General features: G+C 72.3%; 14 protein-coding genes and 1 pseudogene. 11 read left to right on the top strand and 4 right to left on the bottom strand.

The window, feature by feature from the left end; genetic code table 11:
- Nucleotides 1-46: 46 nt before the first annotated feature.
- Nucleotides 47-1,372 (bottom strand): ABC transporter substrate-binding protein, encoded by a 1,326-nt coding sequence (locus tag EJG53_RS07870; RefSeq protein ID WP_125044246.1) that lies wholly within the window; start codon nt 1,370-1,372, stop codon nt 47-49.
- A gap of 175 nt (nt 1,373-1,547) precedes the next feature.
- On the opposite strand from EJG53_RS07870, the pseudogene EJG53_RS07865 reads away from it, so the two are divergent.
- From EJG53_RS07865 to EJG53_RS07850, 3 genes and pseudogenes are all read left to right on the top strand, one after another.
- Nucleotides 1,548-3,015: pseudogene (locus EJG53_RS07865) on the top strand (ROK family transcriptional regulator).
- A gap of 152 nt (nt 3,016-3,167) precedes the next feature.
- Nucleotides 3,168-3,836 (top strand): bifunctional 4-hydroxy-2-oxoglutarate aldolase/2-dehydro-3-deoxy-phosphogluconate aldolase, encoded by a 669-nt coding sequence (locus EJG53_RS07855; RefSeq protein ID WP_125044243.1) that lies wholly within the window; start codon nt 3,168-3,170, stop codon nt 3,834-3,836.
- Between the two features lie 141 nt (nt 3,837-3,977).
- Nucleotides 3,978-5,183 (top strand): cytochrome P450 family protein, encoded by a 1,206-nt coding sequence (locus EJG53_RS07850; protein ID WP_125044242.1) that lies wholly within the window; start codon nt 3,978-3,980, stop codon nt 5,181-5,183.
- Nucleotides 5,184-5,242: 59 nt separating this feature from the next.
- Here the strand turns inward: EJG53_RS07850 and EJG53_RS42295 are convergent, their stop codons facing one another.
- Complete coding sequence (locus EJG53_RS42295; RefSeq protein ID WP_244955034.1) at nt 5,243-5,500, bottom strand: hypothetical protein; 258 nt, start codon at nt 5,498-5,500, stop codon at nt 5,243-5,245.
- A 339-nt stretch (nt 5,501-5,839) separates the two neighbouring features.
- Nucleotides 5,840-7,132: an MFS transporter gene (locus EJG53_RS07840; protein ID WP_125044241.1), complete on the bottom strand. Its 1,293-nt coding sequence runs from the start codon at nt 7,130-7,132 to the stop codon at nt 5,840-5,842.
- A 184-nt stretch (nt 7,133-7,316) separates the two neighbouring features.
- Between EJG53_RS07840 and EJG53_RS07835 the strand changes: the two genes are divergently transcribed.
- The 8 genes from EJG53_RS07835 (at nt 7,317) to EJG53_RS07800 (ending at nt 15,724) form a co-directional block, all read left to right on the top strand.
- Nucleotides 7,317-8,216, top strand: coding sequence for a LysR family transcriptional regulator (locus EJG53_RS07835; protein ID WP_125044240.1), 900 nt, complete (start codon nt 7,317-7,319; stop codon nt 8,214-8,216).
- Nucleotides 8,217-8,348: 132 nt separating this feature from the next.
- Nucleotides 8,349-9,206, top strand: coding sequence for a transporter substrate-binding domain-containing protein (locus EJG53_RS07830; protein ID WP_125044239.1), 858 nt, complete (start codon nt 8,349-8,351; stop codon nt 9,204-9,206).
- 177 nt (nt 9,207-9,383) lie between these two features.
- On the top strand, nt 9,384-10,103 hold the full coding sequence (locus EJG53_RS07825; RefSeq protein ID WP_125049231.1) for a GntR family transcriptional regulator: 720 nt from the start codon (nt 9,384-9,386) through the stop codon (nt 10,101-10,103).
- A gap of 461 nt (nt 10,104-10,564) precedes the next feature.
- Nucleotides 10,565-11,578, top strand: a complete 1,014-nt coding sequence (locus EJG53_RS07820; RefSeq protein ID WP_371858664.1) for a sugar ABC transporter substrate-binding protein — start codon at nt 10,565-10,567, stop codon at nt 11,576-11,578.
- On the top strand, nt 11,575-12,645 hold the full coding sequence (locus EJG53_RS07815) for an ABC transporter permease (RefSeq protein ID WP_031006319.1): 1,071 nt from the start codon (nt 11,575-11,577) through the stop codon (nt 12,643-12,645). The genes EJG53_RS07820 and EJG53_RS07815 overlap by 4 nt, the downstream gene beginning before the upstream one ends.
- A complete protein-coding gene (locus tag EJG53_RS07810) occupies nt 12,642-13,568 on the top strand; it encodes an ATP-binding cassette domain-containing protein (protein WP_244955033.1) in 927 nt (308 codons plus the stop codon). The genes EJG53_RS07815 and EJG53_RS07810 overlap by 4 nt, the downstream gene beginning before the upstream one ends.
- A 354-nt stretch (nt 13,569-13,922) precedes the next feature.
- Nucleotides 13,923-15,044, top strand: coding sequence for an ROK family glucokinase (locus tag EJG53_RS07805; RefSeq protein ID WP_125044238.1), 1,122 nt, complete (start codon nt 13,923-13,925; stop codon nt 15,042-15,044).
- The gene (locus EJG53_RS07800; protein ID WP_241268053.1) at nt 15,041-15,724 is read left to right on the top strand and encodes a hypothetical protein; all 684 of its coding nucleotides are present in this window, start codon (nt 15,041-15,043) and stop codon (nt 15,722-15,724) included. The genes EJG53_RS07805 and EJG53_RS07800 overlap by 4 nt, the downstream gene beginning before the upstream one ends.
- A gap of 70 nt (nt 15,725-15,794) precedes the next feature.
- Here EJG53_RS07800 and EJG53_RS07795 read toward each other — a convergent pair whose 3' ends face one another.
- Nucleotides 15,795-17,246, bottom strand: a complete 1,452-nt coding sequence (locus EJG53_RS07795; RefSeq protein ID WP_125044237.1) for a hypothetical protein — start codon at nt 17,244-17,246, stop codon at nt 15,795-15,797.
- Nucleotides 17,247-17,326 lie beyond the last annotated feature (80 nt).

Raw genomic sequence — 17,326 nt, 5'->3', positions numbered from 1 at the left:
CTTTCCGGTGGGCTGGTTCACGCGTCTGGGCTGGTTCACGCGTCCCTCACTTGGCCATCTGCTGCTGCGCCTTGGACAGGCGCTGCTTGACGGAGTCGGTGGTGACCGGGCGGCCCGCCGCTGCGTCCGCGAACAGCTCCTTGACCGCCGTGCCGACGAGCGTCTCGAACTGGCTCTCCTCGGGGACCTGGGGGAGCGGCGCGGCATGGCCGTCGAGCGCGGCGCGCTGCATGGCCTGCTCGGGCCCGGCGAACGCGGGATCCCGCTGCGCCTCCACGATCGGCGGCACCGACCCGTAGGCGGAGTTGAGCGCCTTCTGTTCCGGGGTGCTGGTCATGAACTTCACGAACTTCAGCGCGCCGTCGAGGTTGTCGGTGCCCCGGAAGACGGCGAGGTTGATGCCCGCGACCATGGAGGTGACGGCGCGGTCGCCGCGGTCGGCCGTCTTCTGGAGGGGCATCGGGGCCACGCCGTACGCGTCCGGCCGCATCCCGTGCACCTTCAGCGAGCTGCCCGCGGCCTGCCAGAGGAGCATGGCGGCCTTGCCGGTGGCGAAGTCCTTGACGGACTGGTTCTGCCCGTATTCGGCGTTGCCCGGCGCGGCGATCTTCTCCTTCGCCATGAGATCGACGTACTGCTTGACGGCCTCGACGGCGGCCGGGCTGTCGAAGGCCGGCCGGCCCTGCGCGTCGAAGAACGCGGCGCCGTGCTGCTTTCCGAGGATGAACGCGTGGTGGGCGTTCTCGACGGGGTTGCCGCCTTCGAGGGCGACCCCGTAACGGCCGTCCCCGGTGAGCTTCTTGCCGACGGCGGCCAGTTCGTCCCAGGTGGCGGGCGGCTTGTCGATGCCGGCCTCCCGGAAGCGCTGCTTGTTGTAGTAGAGGCCGTACGCGAGGGAGTACAGCGGGACGGCCGCCGGGTCCTTGCCCGCGGCGCCGGTCGCGGCCAGCGCGGAGGGCGCGAAGCGGTCCTTGCCGCCCACCTTGGCCAGCGTCTTGTCGTCGAAGGGCAGCAGGGAGCCGCCGGCCTGGAGGGACGCGGACCAGGTGTTGCCGATGTTGAGCACGTCCGGGCCCTGGCCCGAGGTCGCGGCGGCGAGGACGCGGTTGAGCAGGTCGGCCCAGGGCACCACCTCCAGCTCGACCTTGATGCCCGTCTGCCGCTCGAACTTGGCCAGTTCGGGGGCGAGGATCTTCTTGTCCTGTTCGATGCCGCTGCCGGCCTGGTTGCTGGCCCAGTACGTCAGGGTCCGGGGGTTGGTGTTGCTGCCGCCCGCGGCGCCGGTGGGTGAGCCGCCGCAGCCGGCTGTCAGTGCGGTGAGGGCCGCGGCGAGTGTTGCGCCGACGGCCGTGCGAAGTCTGTTGGTGCGCATGAGCGTTGACCCCTCTCAGGGGTGGCTGTGTTCAACCAATGAACGGCATCACGGCTAAATTCAAGGCGTGAGTTAAGTGGCGGGAGGCGGCGGCGGTCAACCCCTCGTGCGCCGGTAGATTCGGCGCGCGGCGGCCGGCACGGACCGCCTCGAACGAGGACGAGGAGGGCCCCGCATGCGCGCTACAGGCCGTCGGACGGTGCGTGACCTGCGGCGGGACAACCGGGCGGTGGTACTGCGGCGGCTGTACTTCGACGGGCCGCTGAGCAGACAGGAGCTGGTGCCGGTCACCGGTCTGAGCGCCGGCTCGATCAGCAACGTCGTGGGCGAACTGGCCGCCGAGGGACTGGTGGAGGAGGCGGGCGTGGTCGGCTCGGACGGCGGCCGGCCGCGCACCCTGCTGCGCGTCGCGGCGGGTCGCGCCCGGCTGATCGGGGTGGACGTGGGGGAGACGCGGGTACGGGTCGAGCTGTTCGACCTCACGATGCGTGAACTGGCGCGTACGGAGACGGTGCTGACGGAGCCCGCTGCCGCGACACAACCCGCTGCCGCGACACAACCTGCTGCCGCGACGGAGCCCGCTGCCGCGGCCGAGAACGGAAGGCCTGATTCCGATTCTGGCGGGGCGCACGACGCCGCGCGCGTCGTACGGCTGATCGCCCGGGGAGTGGCCGACGTCCTGCGGGCCGCGGGGACCGCTGCCGACACGGTGCTCGGCGTGGGCATCGGCGTCCCCGGGATCGTGGACGGCTCGGGCGACGGCGCGGTCGTCCACGGCCAGACCGTCGGCTGGGACGCCGTCCCGCTGGAAGCCATGCTGCGCGCCTGCGGCCCGCCCCTCGACGGCCTGCCGCTGTTCATCGACAACGGCGCCAAGACGCTGGGCCGCGCCGAGATGTGGTTCGGCGCCGGGCGCGGCGCGGACAACGCCGTCATCACGCTCATCGGCTCCGGCGTCGGCGCCTGTGTGGTGGCCGACGGCACGCCGTACCGGGGCGCCGCCAGCAGCGCCGGCGAGTGGGGGCACACCACGATGCGGGTCGGCGGGCGCCGGTGCCGCTGCGGGGCGCGGGGCTGCCTGGAGGCGTACGTCGGCGCCCAGGCGCTGCTGGAGCGGTGGCGGGAGACGGGGACGGACGGGGCGCGGGCGGGCGGGGCCGGGCCGGAGGGGACGGTGGCGGACGGGCCGGAGACGGTCGGGCCGGAGACGGTCGGGCCGGTGTCGGACAGGCCGGTAGTGGGGGTCCGGTGGCGGGCGGGCCGGACCAGGAGGCCGCTCTCGGGCGGCTGCTGGCCGCGGCGGACGAACCCGCCACCGCCGCCCTCCTGGCCGAGACCGCCGAGTACCTCGGCGCGGGCATCGCCGACCTGGTGAACCTGTTCAACCCGGAACGGATCGTCGTCGCGGGATGGGCCGGACTGCTCCTGGCCCCCCGGCTGCTGCCCTCCGTACGGGCCGCCGCGGCAGCGTACGCGCTCCGCCACCCCTTCGAGCGCACCGTCATCGAACCGGGGCGGCTCGGCCCGGAAGCCGTCACCGTGGGGCCGCGGCCCTGCCGCTGGGCCGGTTCCTGGCGTTCGGCGGGCACCGGGACGTACCCCCGCGAGAGGATTGTCAGTGGTCCCCGGTAGCGTTTCGGTAGAAACGACGAATGGGCGGGCAACGGTGGCAAAGGGGCCAGGAGGTGTGGTCACCTGCGACGCGGCACGGCCCAGGAGACGCCGTGTGCCCGGCCGTTCCGCGGGCGTACCGCGACGGGTTTGGCGATAGAGACAAGGAAGGCGGCGAACTGCCGTGTACCGCTGGGAGATCACCCGGGCCGCTCTGGCGCAGCGTGTTTTCGCCGTCGTCCGCAGCGAGACCTACGACGAGGCCAGCGCCACCGCTGACACCCTGCTGTCCGCCGGGATCACCAGCCTGGAGATATCGCTGACCACGCCGTTCGCGCTGGAGGCGGTCACCACCCTCAGCCGTGAGCTGGGCAACGAGGCCGTCATCGGCGCCGGCACGGTGCTGGACGCCGTCTCGGCGCGGATGGCGGTGGACGCCGGCGCCCGCTTCCTGGTCTCGCCCAGCCTCGACGCCGAGGTCATCCGCACCGGCCACCGCTACGGCGTACCGGTCTTCCCGGGCGTCGCCACCCCCACCGAGATGGTGCGCGCCCTGGAGCTGGGCGCCGACGCGCTCAAGCTCTTCCCTGCCTCCGCGCACCGCCCGGACTGGCTGCGTGACGTACGCGCCGCCCTGCCGCAGGCACCGGTGCTGCCCACCGGCGGGGTGACGGTCGACACCGCGCCCGAGTGGATAGCCGCCGGCGCGGTGGCCGTGGGCATGGGCGCGGCGCTCTCGGAAGGTGACCGCGAGACGGTCGCCAAGCGCGCCGCCGACCTGCTCGCCCGCCTCGCCGACGCCGCGCCGCAGCCGCCCGCCGGGCCGGGGACGCCGGGCCTCTACGAGGTCTGAGGCCACCCCGCCCTCGGCCGTACCGCAGGCGAAGCACTCCGTACGGAGGACGCCGGGGCGCCCGGCTCCTCCGTGGGGCCGATGCCGCCCGTCCCCCGTGAACGTACGGTGACGAAAACGTCTACGAGGGGCGGACAGACCATGCCGGACATCATCGACCTGAACGCGTACGGCCCGGATTTTGTCGCCGACCCCCACCCGTACTACGCCAAGCTGCGCGCCCAGGGACCGGTCCACCGGGTCCGCGTCGCCGAAGCCGACGCCATGGACGCGTGGCTCGTGGTCGGCTACGAGGAAGTGCGGGCCGCACTGGCCGACCCCCGGCTCGCCAAGGACTGGACCCGCTCCGCCGCCCCTCTCCTGAGCCCCGACGAGGACGCCGAGTGGCGGCTGACGAACATGCTCGACGCCGACCCGCCGCAGCACACCCGGCTGCGCAAGCTGGTGGCCCGTGAGTTCACCACCCGCCGCGTCGAGGCGCTGCGCCCGCGCGTCCAGCAGATCACCGACGAACTCCTGGACGCCATGCTGGCCGTCCCCGACGGCCGCGCCGACCTCGTCGAAGCGCTCGCTTTCCCGCTCCCGATGACCGTCATCTGCGAACTGCTCGGCGTACCCGACATCGAGCGGGACACCTTCCGCGTCTGGTCCAACGAACTGGTCTCACCGACCAGCCACGAGGCGGCGATGGCCGCGGCCCGCGACATGGCCGCGTACCTGGACGGCCTGATCGAGGTCAAGCGGCGGTCGCCGGGCGAGGACCTGCTGAGCGCCCTGGTGCGCACGAGCGACGAGGACGGCGACCAGCTCTCCCGGCAGGAACTCCTCGGCATGGCCTTCCTGCTCCTGGTGGCCGGCCACGAGACCACCGTCAACCTGATCTCCAACGGCGTGCGCGCGCTGCTCCGGCACCCGGCGCAACTGGCGGCCCTCCGGGACGGCTTCTCCCTCCTCGACAACGCGGTGGAGGAGATGCTGCGCTACGACGGTCCCGTGGAGAACGCCACCTGGCGGTTCGCCACCGAGCCCGTCGAGATCGGCGGCACGGTCGTCCCGGCCGGGGACATCGTGATCGTCGGCCTGGCGGCGGCCGGCCGCGACGCCGAACGCTTCGAGGCCCCCGACACCTTCGACATTACCCGCGAGACACGCGGCCACGTCGCCTTCGGCCACGGCATCCACTTCTGCCTCGGCGCCCCGCTGGCCCGTATGGAAGGCCGTATCGCGGTCCGCACCCTCCTGGAACGCTGCCCCGACCTGGCACTGGACGCCGACCACGACGCGCTGACCTGGCGGCCGGGCATGACGATCCGCGGACCTCGGCAACTGCCGGTGCGCTGGCGCTAGGTGTGCTGTCCGGCGAGGTGCGGGGTCCGTGGTGAGCCGCGGGCCCCGCACCGGCGTGACTACTCCGTCGTCTCGCTCGGGCCCACGTACTCCAGCGTCCAGGTCTCCTGGAACTCGGGCTTCAGCGCCACGAGTTCGATCTGCGCGCCACGGTGCCCGGCGCGCAGGGCGAGCCCCTTGTCCGACAGGATCTTGACGCCGCCGATGACCCGCTCGAAGGTGAACTGCGCCCATGCGGAACGCGGCACGCTGTTGACGCAGACCTTGTCCTCGGGCACGACGATGCCCGCGGCCGGGGGGTAGGCGAGATGGATCACGTACGGTGATCCGGGCGGAGTGTCCTGCCCGGCTTCGGGCTGGTCGATGATCCACTCCTGTTCGATCGGGAGCGGGTCGAGGCGGTCGGTGATGACGGGGCGCCGTGCTTGACGGCGTACTCGGTGGCCGTCAGCAGACTGCCGGGTCCGATGATGTGCGCGTGGATCTTGTACTTTCCGGGCTTGACCGGGATCGGAGCCGTGAACGGACGTCCTCTCTCGCGGAGCGCGTCGAGCGATGACTGTGCGCAGCCGGCACAGGCTTCCCACCCTCGCCATGCGGCAGTCCGGCACACAGGATGAAATGCGGCCAAGTCGACTACGGTGCGGACTGTTCGATCACGGGTCCGAGCGCGCCGGCAGGTCACCGGACGCATCGACCGGACGTGCCCGCCGCACCCGCCCGCCGGTCCGCAGGCGCGCACCACCCGGGACGGAGAGCGCGATCAGCGCAGCGACGGACCCGAACGCGCCGCCGGGCCCCAGCCAGGGCGCGGCCAGCCCGACACCGGCCGAACCGAGCCCGGTGCCGCCGTCGTACGCCATGTTCCACGCGGTGCCCGCGGCGCCGCTTCCGTACGGTCCGGCTCGCCGGAACATCAGCACCAGGGTCTCGTTCTGCAGGGCGCCGTCGGCCAGCCCGTACAGCGCCACCATCACGAGCGCCACCGGCACGGTCGCCCCGTGCCCGGCCGTCAGGGCGAGGACGGCGACGGCCGGCGCGCAGACCGCCGCGGCAGGCAGCACCAGCCGCCCCGGGCCCCGCCGGTCGCTCCACACCCCCGCCGCCCACCGGCCCACGATCATCGCGACGAAGAGCACGAGCAGCGCGGTGGGCGCCAGGTCCGGACGCGCCAGTACGAACGGCAGGAAGGACGTGAGCCCGCCGAGGGCGACCGAGGCGGCGGCGAGCAGGAGCGCCGGGCGGAGCAGCGGGCGGTAGCTTCCGGACGCCGACGGCTGCGGAGTTCGGGACGCCGTCGGAGACGGAGACGGGGACGACGCCGCAGACCGCCCGGACATCGCCGCCACCAGCGGCACCGCCCCCACGCTCAACGCGCCCGCCGCCGCGAAGACGGCGCCGAAGTGCCCCTCGGCGGCGAGCCACGCCCCCAGCGGCAACAGCACCACTTGGGGCAGCCCCACCGCGACGCCGTACCAGCCGACGGCCCGCCCCCGCTGCTCCGGCGGCACCAGTTCGGCGACCAGCGCGCTGCCCGTCACCGCCACCACACCGAAGCCCACACCCCGTACGGCCGAGACCGCCAGCACCCACGCGAGCCCGGACGACAGCACGTACCCGAACGTCGGCAGACCGAGCAGCAGCGCACCCGCCCCCAGCAGACGGCGGAGGGTGAAGCGCCGCGTCAGCCATCCCATGCACAACTGGACGGCCACGGTCGTCGCCATCGTGACGGCGGTCGCCGCGCCCGCCCCGCCCTCGCCCGCCGCGCCCCGGGCGGTCCACAGCGGGACGACGGTCAGCATGGGCGCGTAGTTGGCGAAGGTGCCGAGGGTCGCGAGCAGCAGGAGCAGGAAGTCCCGGCCGGCCAGACCCGTCGTCGGCCGCCGGTCCCGGTGCGGCGGCCGCTGTCGGCGCCGGGACGGGAAGAGGGAGGTGAACGCAGCCATGCCTGCCGTTCTACGGGCCCCGGAACCATCGCGTCCAACGAATGTTTCCGATCCGGCGCATCGGTACGGCCGATCCGATCGACGGCTCGCCACCCTGCTGCCCCGGCTCTGCCAGCTCTCACTACTCTCCCTGCTCTCTTGGCTCTCCTGGCCCGGCCCCCGCGGCCCCTCCTACGATCCGCTCATGGAGCTGAAGCACCTGACGACCTTCCTGGCCGTGGCCCGGCACCTGAGTTTCACCCGCGCCGCCCAGGAACTCGGCTACGTCCAGTCCAGCGTCACCGGGCAGATCAAAGCTCTGGAGAAGGACCTCGGCACGCACCTCTTCGAACGGCTCGGCCGACGCGTCACCCTCACCGAGGCCGGACGCGAACTCCGCGGTCACGCCCGCAGGATGCTCGCGTACGCGGACGAGGCCCGGGACGCCGTACGCGGCGCCGGCGACCCGGCGCAGGTCCGCGGCACCCTGCACATCGCCGCCCCCGAGACGCTGTGCGCGTACCGCCTGCCGCCCGTACTGCGCGCACTCCAGGACCGCTTCCCGCGCCTGCGCGTCGTCTTCGGCCCCGACAGCAGGACGACGCTGCTCGCCAACCTCCGCGACGGCGCCCTGGACGCGGGGTTCCTGCTGGAGGAGTCCGTACGGGACCCGGTGGCGCACGCGGAACGTCTCACGGACGAACCGATGGCCCTGATCGCCCACTCCGGCCACCCGCTGGCCCGCCGCACCCGCGTCCGTACCGCCGACCTGGTCACGCAGACACTCCTGCTGATGGACCACACCTGCGCCCAGCGTGAGCTGATGGACCGGGAGTTGCGGTCGGCGGGGGTCCGGCCGGCCGTGATGGAGTTCCTGAGCGTGGAGGCCCTCAAGCGCTGCGCCGCCGCTGGTCTCGGTGTGGCGCTGCTGCCCGCCGTCGCGGTGGCGGACGAGGTGGCGCGCGGCGAGGTGGCCGTACTGCCGTGGACCTGCCGGCCCGCGCTCGGCGTCCACCTCGTACGGCACAAGGACCGGAGCCCGACCGCGGCGCTCACCGCCCTCGCCGGCATCGCCCGTGAGCACTGGGCCGCCGAGGCGGAGTAAGGGCCGGGCAGTCGTCCCACCAGCCGGTCACACCCTTCACTCCCGTCCGGCCCTCTGCCACGCTGACGGCCCGTTCCGCCAGTCCCTGTTCCGTCCGTTGCCCGCCCCCTCGCCGCGTACAGGAGCCGCCCCATGCGCCGCGCCGTCGCCCTCTCCGCCCTGACCTGCGCCCTCGCCCTCACCGCAGCCGCACCGACGACCGCCCCGGCGGCCCGGACCGCCCACCCGGACCGGCCGGCCACCGCAGCACACCCCACGACGCACCCCGCTCCCGCCCCCGCCTCCCTCCTCGACACCATTCCCCGCCGCGGTGTCCTCCGCGTCTGCACCACCGGCGACTACCGCCCCTTCACCCACCGCGACCCCGCGTCCGGGGCGTACCGCGGTGTGGACATCTCGATGGCCCGCGACCTGGCCCGGAGCCTGGACGCCAAGCCCAAGTACGTGCCCACGACCTGGGCGAAACTGATCGACGATCTGGCGGCGGGGCGCTGCGACATCGCCATGGGAGGTGTGTCGATCACTCTGCCGCGCGCCCGGAAGGCGGCCTTCAGCGAGCCGGTCCGCACGGACGGGAAGACCCCCATCGTCCGCTGTGCGGATCAGGACAAGTACCGGACGCTGGACGAGATCGACCGCCCCGGCGTCAGGGTGATCGTCAACCCGGGCGGCACCAACGAACAGTTCGCCCGTTCCGTCATCAAGCGCGCGACCGTCAAGCCGCACCCCGACAACACCACGATCTTCGACGAGATCATCGCGGGCCGGGCGGACGTGATGATGACCGACGCGAGCGAGACCCGCTACCAGTCCAAGATCCATCCCGAGCTGTGCGCGGTCCACCCCGACCGGCCCTTCACCTTCTCCGAGAAGGCGTACGCCGTACCGCGCGCCGACTTCCCGTTCAAGGCGTACGTCGACCAGTGGGTCCACCTGGCGAAGCACGACGGCACGTACAAGAAGTACGAGGACGCCTGGATGGCGAAGTGAGGGGACGGCAGTGACACCGACGGTGGCTGAAAGTGCTGGTACGTACCAGCCCCGGACGTGATTGTCCGGACAATGTGACCTCCGGACTTCCCGTCATCTTCGCGGCCGGATACGCTCCCGCCCGTGGCGAAACGCGATACAGACTCCGAGGGAGCCGAGGGCCCCGTCCAGTTCAGCGTGGACCGGAGCAGCCCGGTCCCGCTGTACTTCCAGTTGTCCCAGCAACTGGAAGCGGCGATCGAGACCGGCAGGCTGGCCCCGGGCAGCCTGCTCGGCAACGAGATCGAGCTGGCCGGACGCCTCGGCCTGTCTCGCCCGACGGTCCGCCAGGCCATCCAGTCGCTGGTGGACAAGGGGCTGCTGGTGCGGCGCCGCGGCATCGGTACGCAGGTCGTGCACAGCCAGGTCAGGCGCCCGCTGGAGCTGAGCAGCCTTTACGACGACCTGGAGGCCGCCGGTCAGAAGCCCGCCACCCGCGTGCTCCTCAACACCACCACCGAAGCCACCGCCGAGGTCGCCGCCGCGCTCGGGATCGCGGAGGGGGCCGAGGTCGTACTCGTCGAGCGGCTGCGGCTCGCGCACGGTGAACCCGTCGCCCACCTGCGCAACCACCTGCCCGCCGGACTGCTCGACCTCGGTACCGAGCGACTGGAGGAGACCGGCCTGTACCGCCTGATGCGGGCGGCCGGCATCACCCTGCACAGCGCCCGCCAGTCCGTCGGCGCGCGCGCCGCGACGGCCGAGGAGGGGGAGCGCCTCGGCGAGCCCGAGGGCGCGCCGCTGCTGACGATGCAGCGTACGACCTTCGACGACACGGGCCGCGCGGTCGAATTCGGCTCGCACGTCTACCGGGCCTCGCGGTACGCCTTCGAGTTCCAGTTGCTCGTACGGCCCTGAGCACGCCGTACGCCGAGATCCGGTACCTCGTACGGCCCTGAGGCCGCCGCTGTGCCGCGCGCCGGAGCACCGGCCGCCCGCACCACGCCGGGTAAGAATGTTCTGACAAACCATTGACGGGGCTCGGTGCGCGCCGCTAGAACTCCTCCAGCCGCCGTCGGGCGGCACGGGAGAGAGGGCGGCCCCATGAGGCGTACCGCGCGCACGGCCCGTACCGCTACCCGGTCCGGCACCACCGAGCCCCGGACCGTCCATGTCCGCAGGGCCCGCCTCCCGGCGATCCGGCGCTGACCGCCCCGGGCCGCGGGAGTACCCCGGGCGCGGGACCCGATGACCCCACGCGGAACAGGCGTAACGGATACTTGGGCGGCCGGGACCGATCATTTTCGGCCCAAACCCGGCACAGCGCCCCAGGCGCACAGTGACAGCAGCAGCAACAGCAACGAGAAGGGCTCGACCTCGTGGCAAGGGTTCGGACAGGGGTACGCGCGGTGACCGCGGTGCTGGCAGCGGTGCTCGCCGCGTCCCTGGCGGGGTGCAGCAGCACCGGCGGCAAGCGCGCCGAGGAAGCACGCGCCGCCCAGACCGCGGGCGGCAAGGCGGCCGTCAACACCCCGAGGTGGACCTTCGCCATGGTCACCCACTCGGGCGACGGCGACACCTTCTGGGACATCGTGCAGAACGGCGCCCGGCAGGCCGCCGACAAGGACAACATCAAGTTCGTCTACGGGCACGACAAGGAGGCGCAGCGGCAGAGCCAGCTCGTCCAGTCCTACATCGACCAGAAGGTGGACGGGCTGATCGTCACGCTGGCCAAGCCCGACGCCATGAAGGACGTGGTCGCCCGGGCCGAGAAGGCCGGCATTCCGGTGATCACCGTCAATTCCGGCGCCGAGGCGTCCAAGGCGTACGGCGCCCTGACCCACGTCGGCCAGGACGAGACGGTGGCCGGCGAGGCCGTCGGCGAGGAGCTGAACGAGCGGGGCCGCAAGAAGGCGCTGTGCGTCCTGCACGAGCAGGGCAACGTCGGCCACGAGCAGCGCTGCGACGGCGCGCGGAAGACGTTCAAGGGCGAGATGCAGAAGCTGTACGTGGAGGGCACCAACATGCCCGACGTCCAGTCCACCATCGAGGCCAAGCTCCAGTCGGACCGCGGCATCGACTCCGTGGTGACGCTGGGCGCGCCGTTCGCGCCGACCGCCGTCAAGGCCAAGGAGCAGGCCGGCAGCGACGCCGAGATCGACACCTTCGACCTGAACGCCAAGGTCGCCGACGGCCTCAAGGACGGCTCGCTCGGCTTCGCCGTCGACCAGCAGCCGTACCTCCAGGGCTACCAGGCCGTCGACCTGCTGTGGCTCTACAAGTACAACGCCGACGTCCTCGGTGGCGGCAAGCCGGTCTTCACCGGCCCCCAGGTGATCACCAAGAAGGACGCGGCGGCCCTGCAGGAGTACACGAAGCGGGGGACCCGATGAGCACCGCGGAGACCCCCGTGAAGGACAGCGGACCGCGGGACGGCAAGGGCTCGGACGAGCGTCTGGTGCACCGTTCACCGGCGCGCCGCCTGATGAGCCGTCCCGAGCTGGGCGCGGTGGTCGGCGCCGCGGCCGTCTTCCTCTTCTTCTCCTTCGCCGCCGACACGTTCCTGCAGGCGTCCAGCCTGTCCACCGTGCTGTACGCGTCGTCCACGATCGGCATCATGGCGGTGCCGGTGGCGCTGCTGATGATCGGCGGCGAGTTCGACCTGTCGGCCGGTGTCATGGTCGTCAGCTCGGCGCTCGTCTCGTCCATGTTCAGCTACCAGATGACGGCGAACGTCTGGGTCGGCGTCGGGGTGTCCTTGCTGGTCACCCTGGCCATCGGAGTCTTCAACGGCTTCCTGCTGACCCGTACGAAGCTGCCCAGCTTCATCATCACGCTCGGTACGTTCTTCATGCTGACCGGCCTCAACCTCGGCTTCACCAAGCTGATCAGCGGCACCGTCTCGACGAAGTCCATCGCCGACATGGAGGGCTTCGACTCGGCCCGGGCGCTCTTCGCCTCCCACCTGAACATCGGCGGGGTGGACATCCAGGTCACCATCCTGTGGTGGATCGGCCTGGTCGCGCTCGCCACCTGGGTCCTGCTGCGCACCCGCGTCGGCAACTGGATCTTCGCGGTGGGCGGCGGCTCCGACGCCGCGCGGGCGGTCGGCGTCCCGGTCACCAAGACCAAGATCGGCCTGTACATGGGGGTCGCGCTGGCGGCCTGGATCTCCGGGCAGCACCTGCTGTTCTCGTACGACGCGATCCAGTCCGGCGACGGCGTCGGCAACGAGTTCCTCTACATCATCGCCGCCGCGGTCGGCGGCTGCCTGATGACCGGCGGCTACGGCTCGGCGATCGGCGCCGCCGTCGGCGCCTTCATCTTTGGCATGGCCAGCAAGGGCATCGTGTACGCCCAGTGGAACCCGGACTGGTACAAGTTCTTCCTCGGAGCCATGCTGCTGCTGGCCACGCTCCTGAACGCATGGGTCCGCAAGCGCGCGGAGGCGACGAAATGAGCAATCCGGACGAAGCGCCGGACGGAATTCCGGGCGAAGCGCCGGAGGAGACCCCGGGCAGGACCGCGGACGACACCTCGCCCGCCACGGACGCCCCTCCCGCCACCGACACCGCCCCACCCCTCGTGGAGCTGGCGGACGTCAGCAAGTTCTACGGCAACGTCAAGGCCCTGGAAGGTGTCTCGCTGGAGGTGCACGCGGGGGAGATCACCTGTGTGCTCGGTGACAACGGCGCGGGCAAGTCCACCCTCATCAAGATCATCGCGGGGCTGCACCAGCACGACGCGGGCCGCTTCGCGATCGAGGGCGAGGAGACCCGGCTGTCCTCCCCGCGCGAGGCGCTGGACCGCGGCATCGCCACCGTCTACCAGGACCTGGCCGTCGTCCCCCTGATGCCGGTCTGGCGCAACTTCTTCCTCGGCTCCGAGCCCACCAAGGGCGTCGGCCCCTTCAAGCGGCTCGACGTACCGCTGATGCGCGAGACCACCCGCGCCGAGCTGCTGCGCATGGGCATCGACCTGCGCGACGTCGACCAGCCCATCGGCACCCTCTCCGGCGGTGAGCGGCAGTGCGTGGCCATCGCCCGCGCCGTCTACTTCGGCGCGAAGGTGCTGGTCCTGGACGAGCCCACGGCGGCGCTCGGCGTCAAGCAGTCCGGCGTCGTCCTGAAGTACGTCGCGGCCGCGCGGGACGCCGGGCTCGGCGTGGTGTTGATCACCCACAACCCGCACCACGCCTACCTCGTGGGCAACCGTTTCGTCCTCCTCAAGCGCGGGACGATGGCCGGCCGCCACACCAGGTCGGAGATCGCCCTGGACGAGCTGACGCGCCAGATGGCGGGCGGCAGCGAGCTGGAACAGCTCAGCCACGAGCTGGCCCGCGCGCCCGAGCCCAGCCACCTCGGCGGCCACCCCACGCACTGAGCGGGGCGGCCCACGGGCGGTGGCGCGGGTTCCGCGGGGCCCGCGCCGCCATGCGCCGGGTACCGCTGTTAGGGCACAATCGCACCGGACCGTGCACGTCACCGCCGCCGGCACGGCCACCGCGCGCCCTCGGGGCCCGGCCCCGCGAGCGCCCGTACACGTACGGCACCGTGCGAGCGGGCCCCGTACGCGTACGGCACCGCACCAGCACGACCCCGTACGCGCCTACGGCACCGTACGAGCACGACACCGGACCATGCACGCCCGAGGCCCCGGCCTCCCGACACCCGCAGGGACGAGACGACTCTTGCGAGCACGCAGCCGCCGCCACCGCAACGGCGAAGAGGTGGGTCGATGAGCACGTACCGGGACCGGGTGCACCGAGGGTCGGCCAGAGCGACCGTGCTGCGCACGGTGGGCACCCGCGAGCGGCGCTCCCACCTGAGCGCGCCCCGTGTGCCGACCGTCGGCATCGACATCGGCGGGACGAAGGTGATGGCCGGCGTCGTCGACGCGGACGGCACGATCCTGGAGAAGGTCCGTACCGAGACGCCCGACAAGTCCAAGAGCCCCAAGGTGGTCGAGGACGTCATCACCGAGCTGGTGCTGGACCTCTCCGACCGGCACGATGTGCACGCGGTGGGCATCGGCGCGGCCGGCTGGGTCGACGCCGAACGCAGCACCGTCCTCTTCGCACCCCACCTGAACTGGCGCAACGAGCCGCTGCGGGACCGCCTCGCGGGCCGCCTGGCGGTCCCCGTCATGGTCGACAACGACGCCAACACGGCCGCCTGGGCCGAGTGGCGCTTCGGCGCGGGCCGCGGCGAGGACCACCTCGTCATGATCACGCTCGGTACCGGCATCGGCGGCGCGATCCTGGAGGACGGCGCGGTCAAGCGCGGCAAGTACGGCGTGGCCGGCGAGTTCGGCCATATGCAGGTGGTGCCGGCCGGGCACCGCTGCCCGTGCGGCAACCGAGGCTGCTGGGAGCAGTACAGCTCCGGCAACGCCCTGGTCCGCGAGGCCCGCGAGCTGGCCGCCGCGGACTCCCCGGTCGCGTACAACATCATCGACCGGGTCGGCGGGCGCGTCACCGACATCACCGGCCCGCTCATCACCGAGCTGGCCCGCGAGGGCGACGCCATGTGCGTCGAACTCCTCCAGGACATCGGCCAGTGGCTGGGCGTCGGCATCGCCAATCTGGCCGCCGCGCTGGATCCTTCCTGCTTCGTGATCGGCGGCGGCGTCAGCGCCGCCGACGACCTGCTCATCGCCCCGGCCCGGGACGCCTTCCGGCGCACCCTGACCGGCCGCGGCTACCGCCCCGAGGCCCGTATCGCCAAGGCACAGCTCGGCCCCGAGGCCGGCATGGTCGGCGCCGCCGACCTGGCACGCCTGGTGGCCCGCCGCTTCCGGCGCGCCAACCGCCGGCGCGTGGAACGCTATGAGAGGTACGAACGATCGGGCCGGCGATGACGGAGCTGGACACCCCACCCATGACCGAGGAACACGACCCGGCTCCGCCCGGGGCGGGCCGGACGGCGCGCGAGACGCCGGAGCGCCCGGAGCCGCCGACCGGACCGCCGGGCGGCCCCCCGTCCGGCCCCCCGCCCTCGGCCGGCGCGTCCGCCGCCCCCCGGCCGAGCCGGCGCCGCCGCTGGCTCACCGCGCTGGTGATCTTCCTGCTGATCGCCGTTCCGGCGGGCTACATCGTCATCTCCGCCGAGCAGAGCCGGGACAGCGGCCAGAGCAAGGAGGAGGAGGCGGCCTCCACCGGCCTCTACAACGACTACCCCTCCAAGGTGCAGCAGCGCATCTACAACGTCCCGGTCCCGACCGGTGCCACACCGGTCTACTACTACGAGTCCAACGCCTGGCACCGCAGCTCCCTGTACGTCCAGTTCCGCACCAACGACTGGGGCCTGGACCACTACCTGAAGTGGATCGGCACCAGCCGCGACGCCCTCAAGGACGGCGAGATCACCATCACCGGCGCGCAGGCGGCGAAGGTCGGCTGGGACCTCAGCGGCGGCCAGTGGGCCGGCACCTCCCTCAAGGCCGAGGACCCCCACCCGAGCCAGAACATCACGGTCAACTTCGACGAACCGGGCCAGCCGGTGGTCTACGTCGTCTCCACGGTCCGCTTCGAACGCTGAGCGCCGTACGGGCGGGGCGACCGGCGGCTGCTTCGCTGCTTCCAGCAGCGGCTCGGACCGGTGCGTCCCGTCAGCGCCGATACAGAACGATCTCCAGACCGTGCACGCCGCGCCGGTAAGCGGGCGCCAGTCCGGCACAGGCGAGAGCCTGCCGCTGGGACGCAGCCGTCCGGGCGCCCTCCCGCCGGGCCTCGGACGAAAGATGCCGGCAGCCGATGTGCCAGACACGCGACGCACCGGCCAGGCGCCGGTGCAGCAGCGCCCGGTCGGCAGGCAGCTCGTCCAAGGTGCCGCGCTCGGCCGCCGACTCCGCCGTACCCAGGTCGGGAAGACGGGCGAAAACCTCCGGATGGGCGGAGGCGATCAGCCCGCACCGGCCGCCGCTGAACAGGACGCCGTCCCCGGAGGCGGTGCGGCTCCGCAGCGTGGTGATCACGGCAGTGGTGTCCCAGGGGCGGCTGTCCTGCTGGCGGACGGCCAGATGGGACATGGCCAACGGGACGGCCGGCAGGAGTACGAGCAGCAGCCGCACGGGCAGCGGTACGACGGCGCCGGCCGCCGCGAGCAGCAGCGCCAGGGCCGGCAGGCAGAACAGCAGGTAGCGGTAGGCGAACAGCGGCTCGCCGAGAGACGCGACCAGGAGAACCAGCGGAGGCACGACCAGCCACGGCACGCCGACGGCGAGGACCAAGGGCGGAGCCATGCGCCGCCGGGCCACCAGAAGAGCCACGGCGACGAGGGCCGTAGGAGTGAGCAGCAGCTTCAGAGCCCCGGGCAGCGTGCCCTGGCCGGGCGTGAGCAGCCAGGTGAGGAAGTTGTACGGGGTTCCGCCGGTGACCGGCGCGATCTCGCCCACGGCGGAGCGCTGCGAGACCCCGAGGAACAGCAGCGGAACGACGGCGGCGACGCCCGCGGCCTGCGCTGACACGACACGTACGGCTACGGGGCGACCGGGACGCCGCAGAACCACCGTGACCGCGTGCGCGGCCACCAGCAGCAGCCCCAACACGTTGAACCAGCCGATCACCGCGAGCAGCACGGCATACCCACCCGACCACCGCCGACTGCCCGACAGAACCTTCACCAAGGCACCCGTGGCCAGCACCGCCACCGCCATCACAAAGGCGAACGACCGAGCCTCCTGCGCATACCGCGACGCGGTCGGCAGAACGGCAAGCAACAGCCCCGCGCCCAGCCCGAGCCGCACCCCGCCGAGCAACCGCCCCAGCCACGAGAGCCCGGCCGCGCCGACGGCCACGGCCACCGCTGAAGGCAGCCGCATCGTGCACGTGCTGACCCCGACTCCTACCCCGACCAGGTGCATCACCACGTAGTGCAGCCCATGCACCGCGTCCACGTTCCCCAGCAGCTCCACCAACTGCGCCCCGGACCGCCGCGCCACATCCATGGTGACGATCTCGTCGGTCCACGCGGAGGGGCTCGTGATCCCCCACAGCCCGACTCCCAGCCCGACAACCGCCGGCGCCCACAGGGCGGCACCCTCCCGGCTGCTGGGCAGCACCTGGCGACTGACCCGAAGGATGAACGTTCTCCCAGCGACTGGCGGCGAACGGGCTACATACACACGAAGCGGCCTCGGAC

Source organism: Streptomyces chrestomyceticus JCM 4735 (assembly GCF_003865135.1).
In the GTDB taxonomy this organism is placed as follows: Bacteria; Actinomycetota; Actinomycetes; order Streptomycetales; family Streptomycetaceae; genus Streptomyces; species Streptomyces chrestomyceticus.
This window is presented reverse-complemented; position numbering and strand designations above follow the sequence as displayed.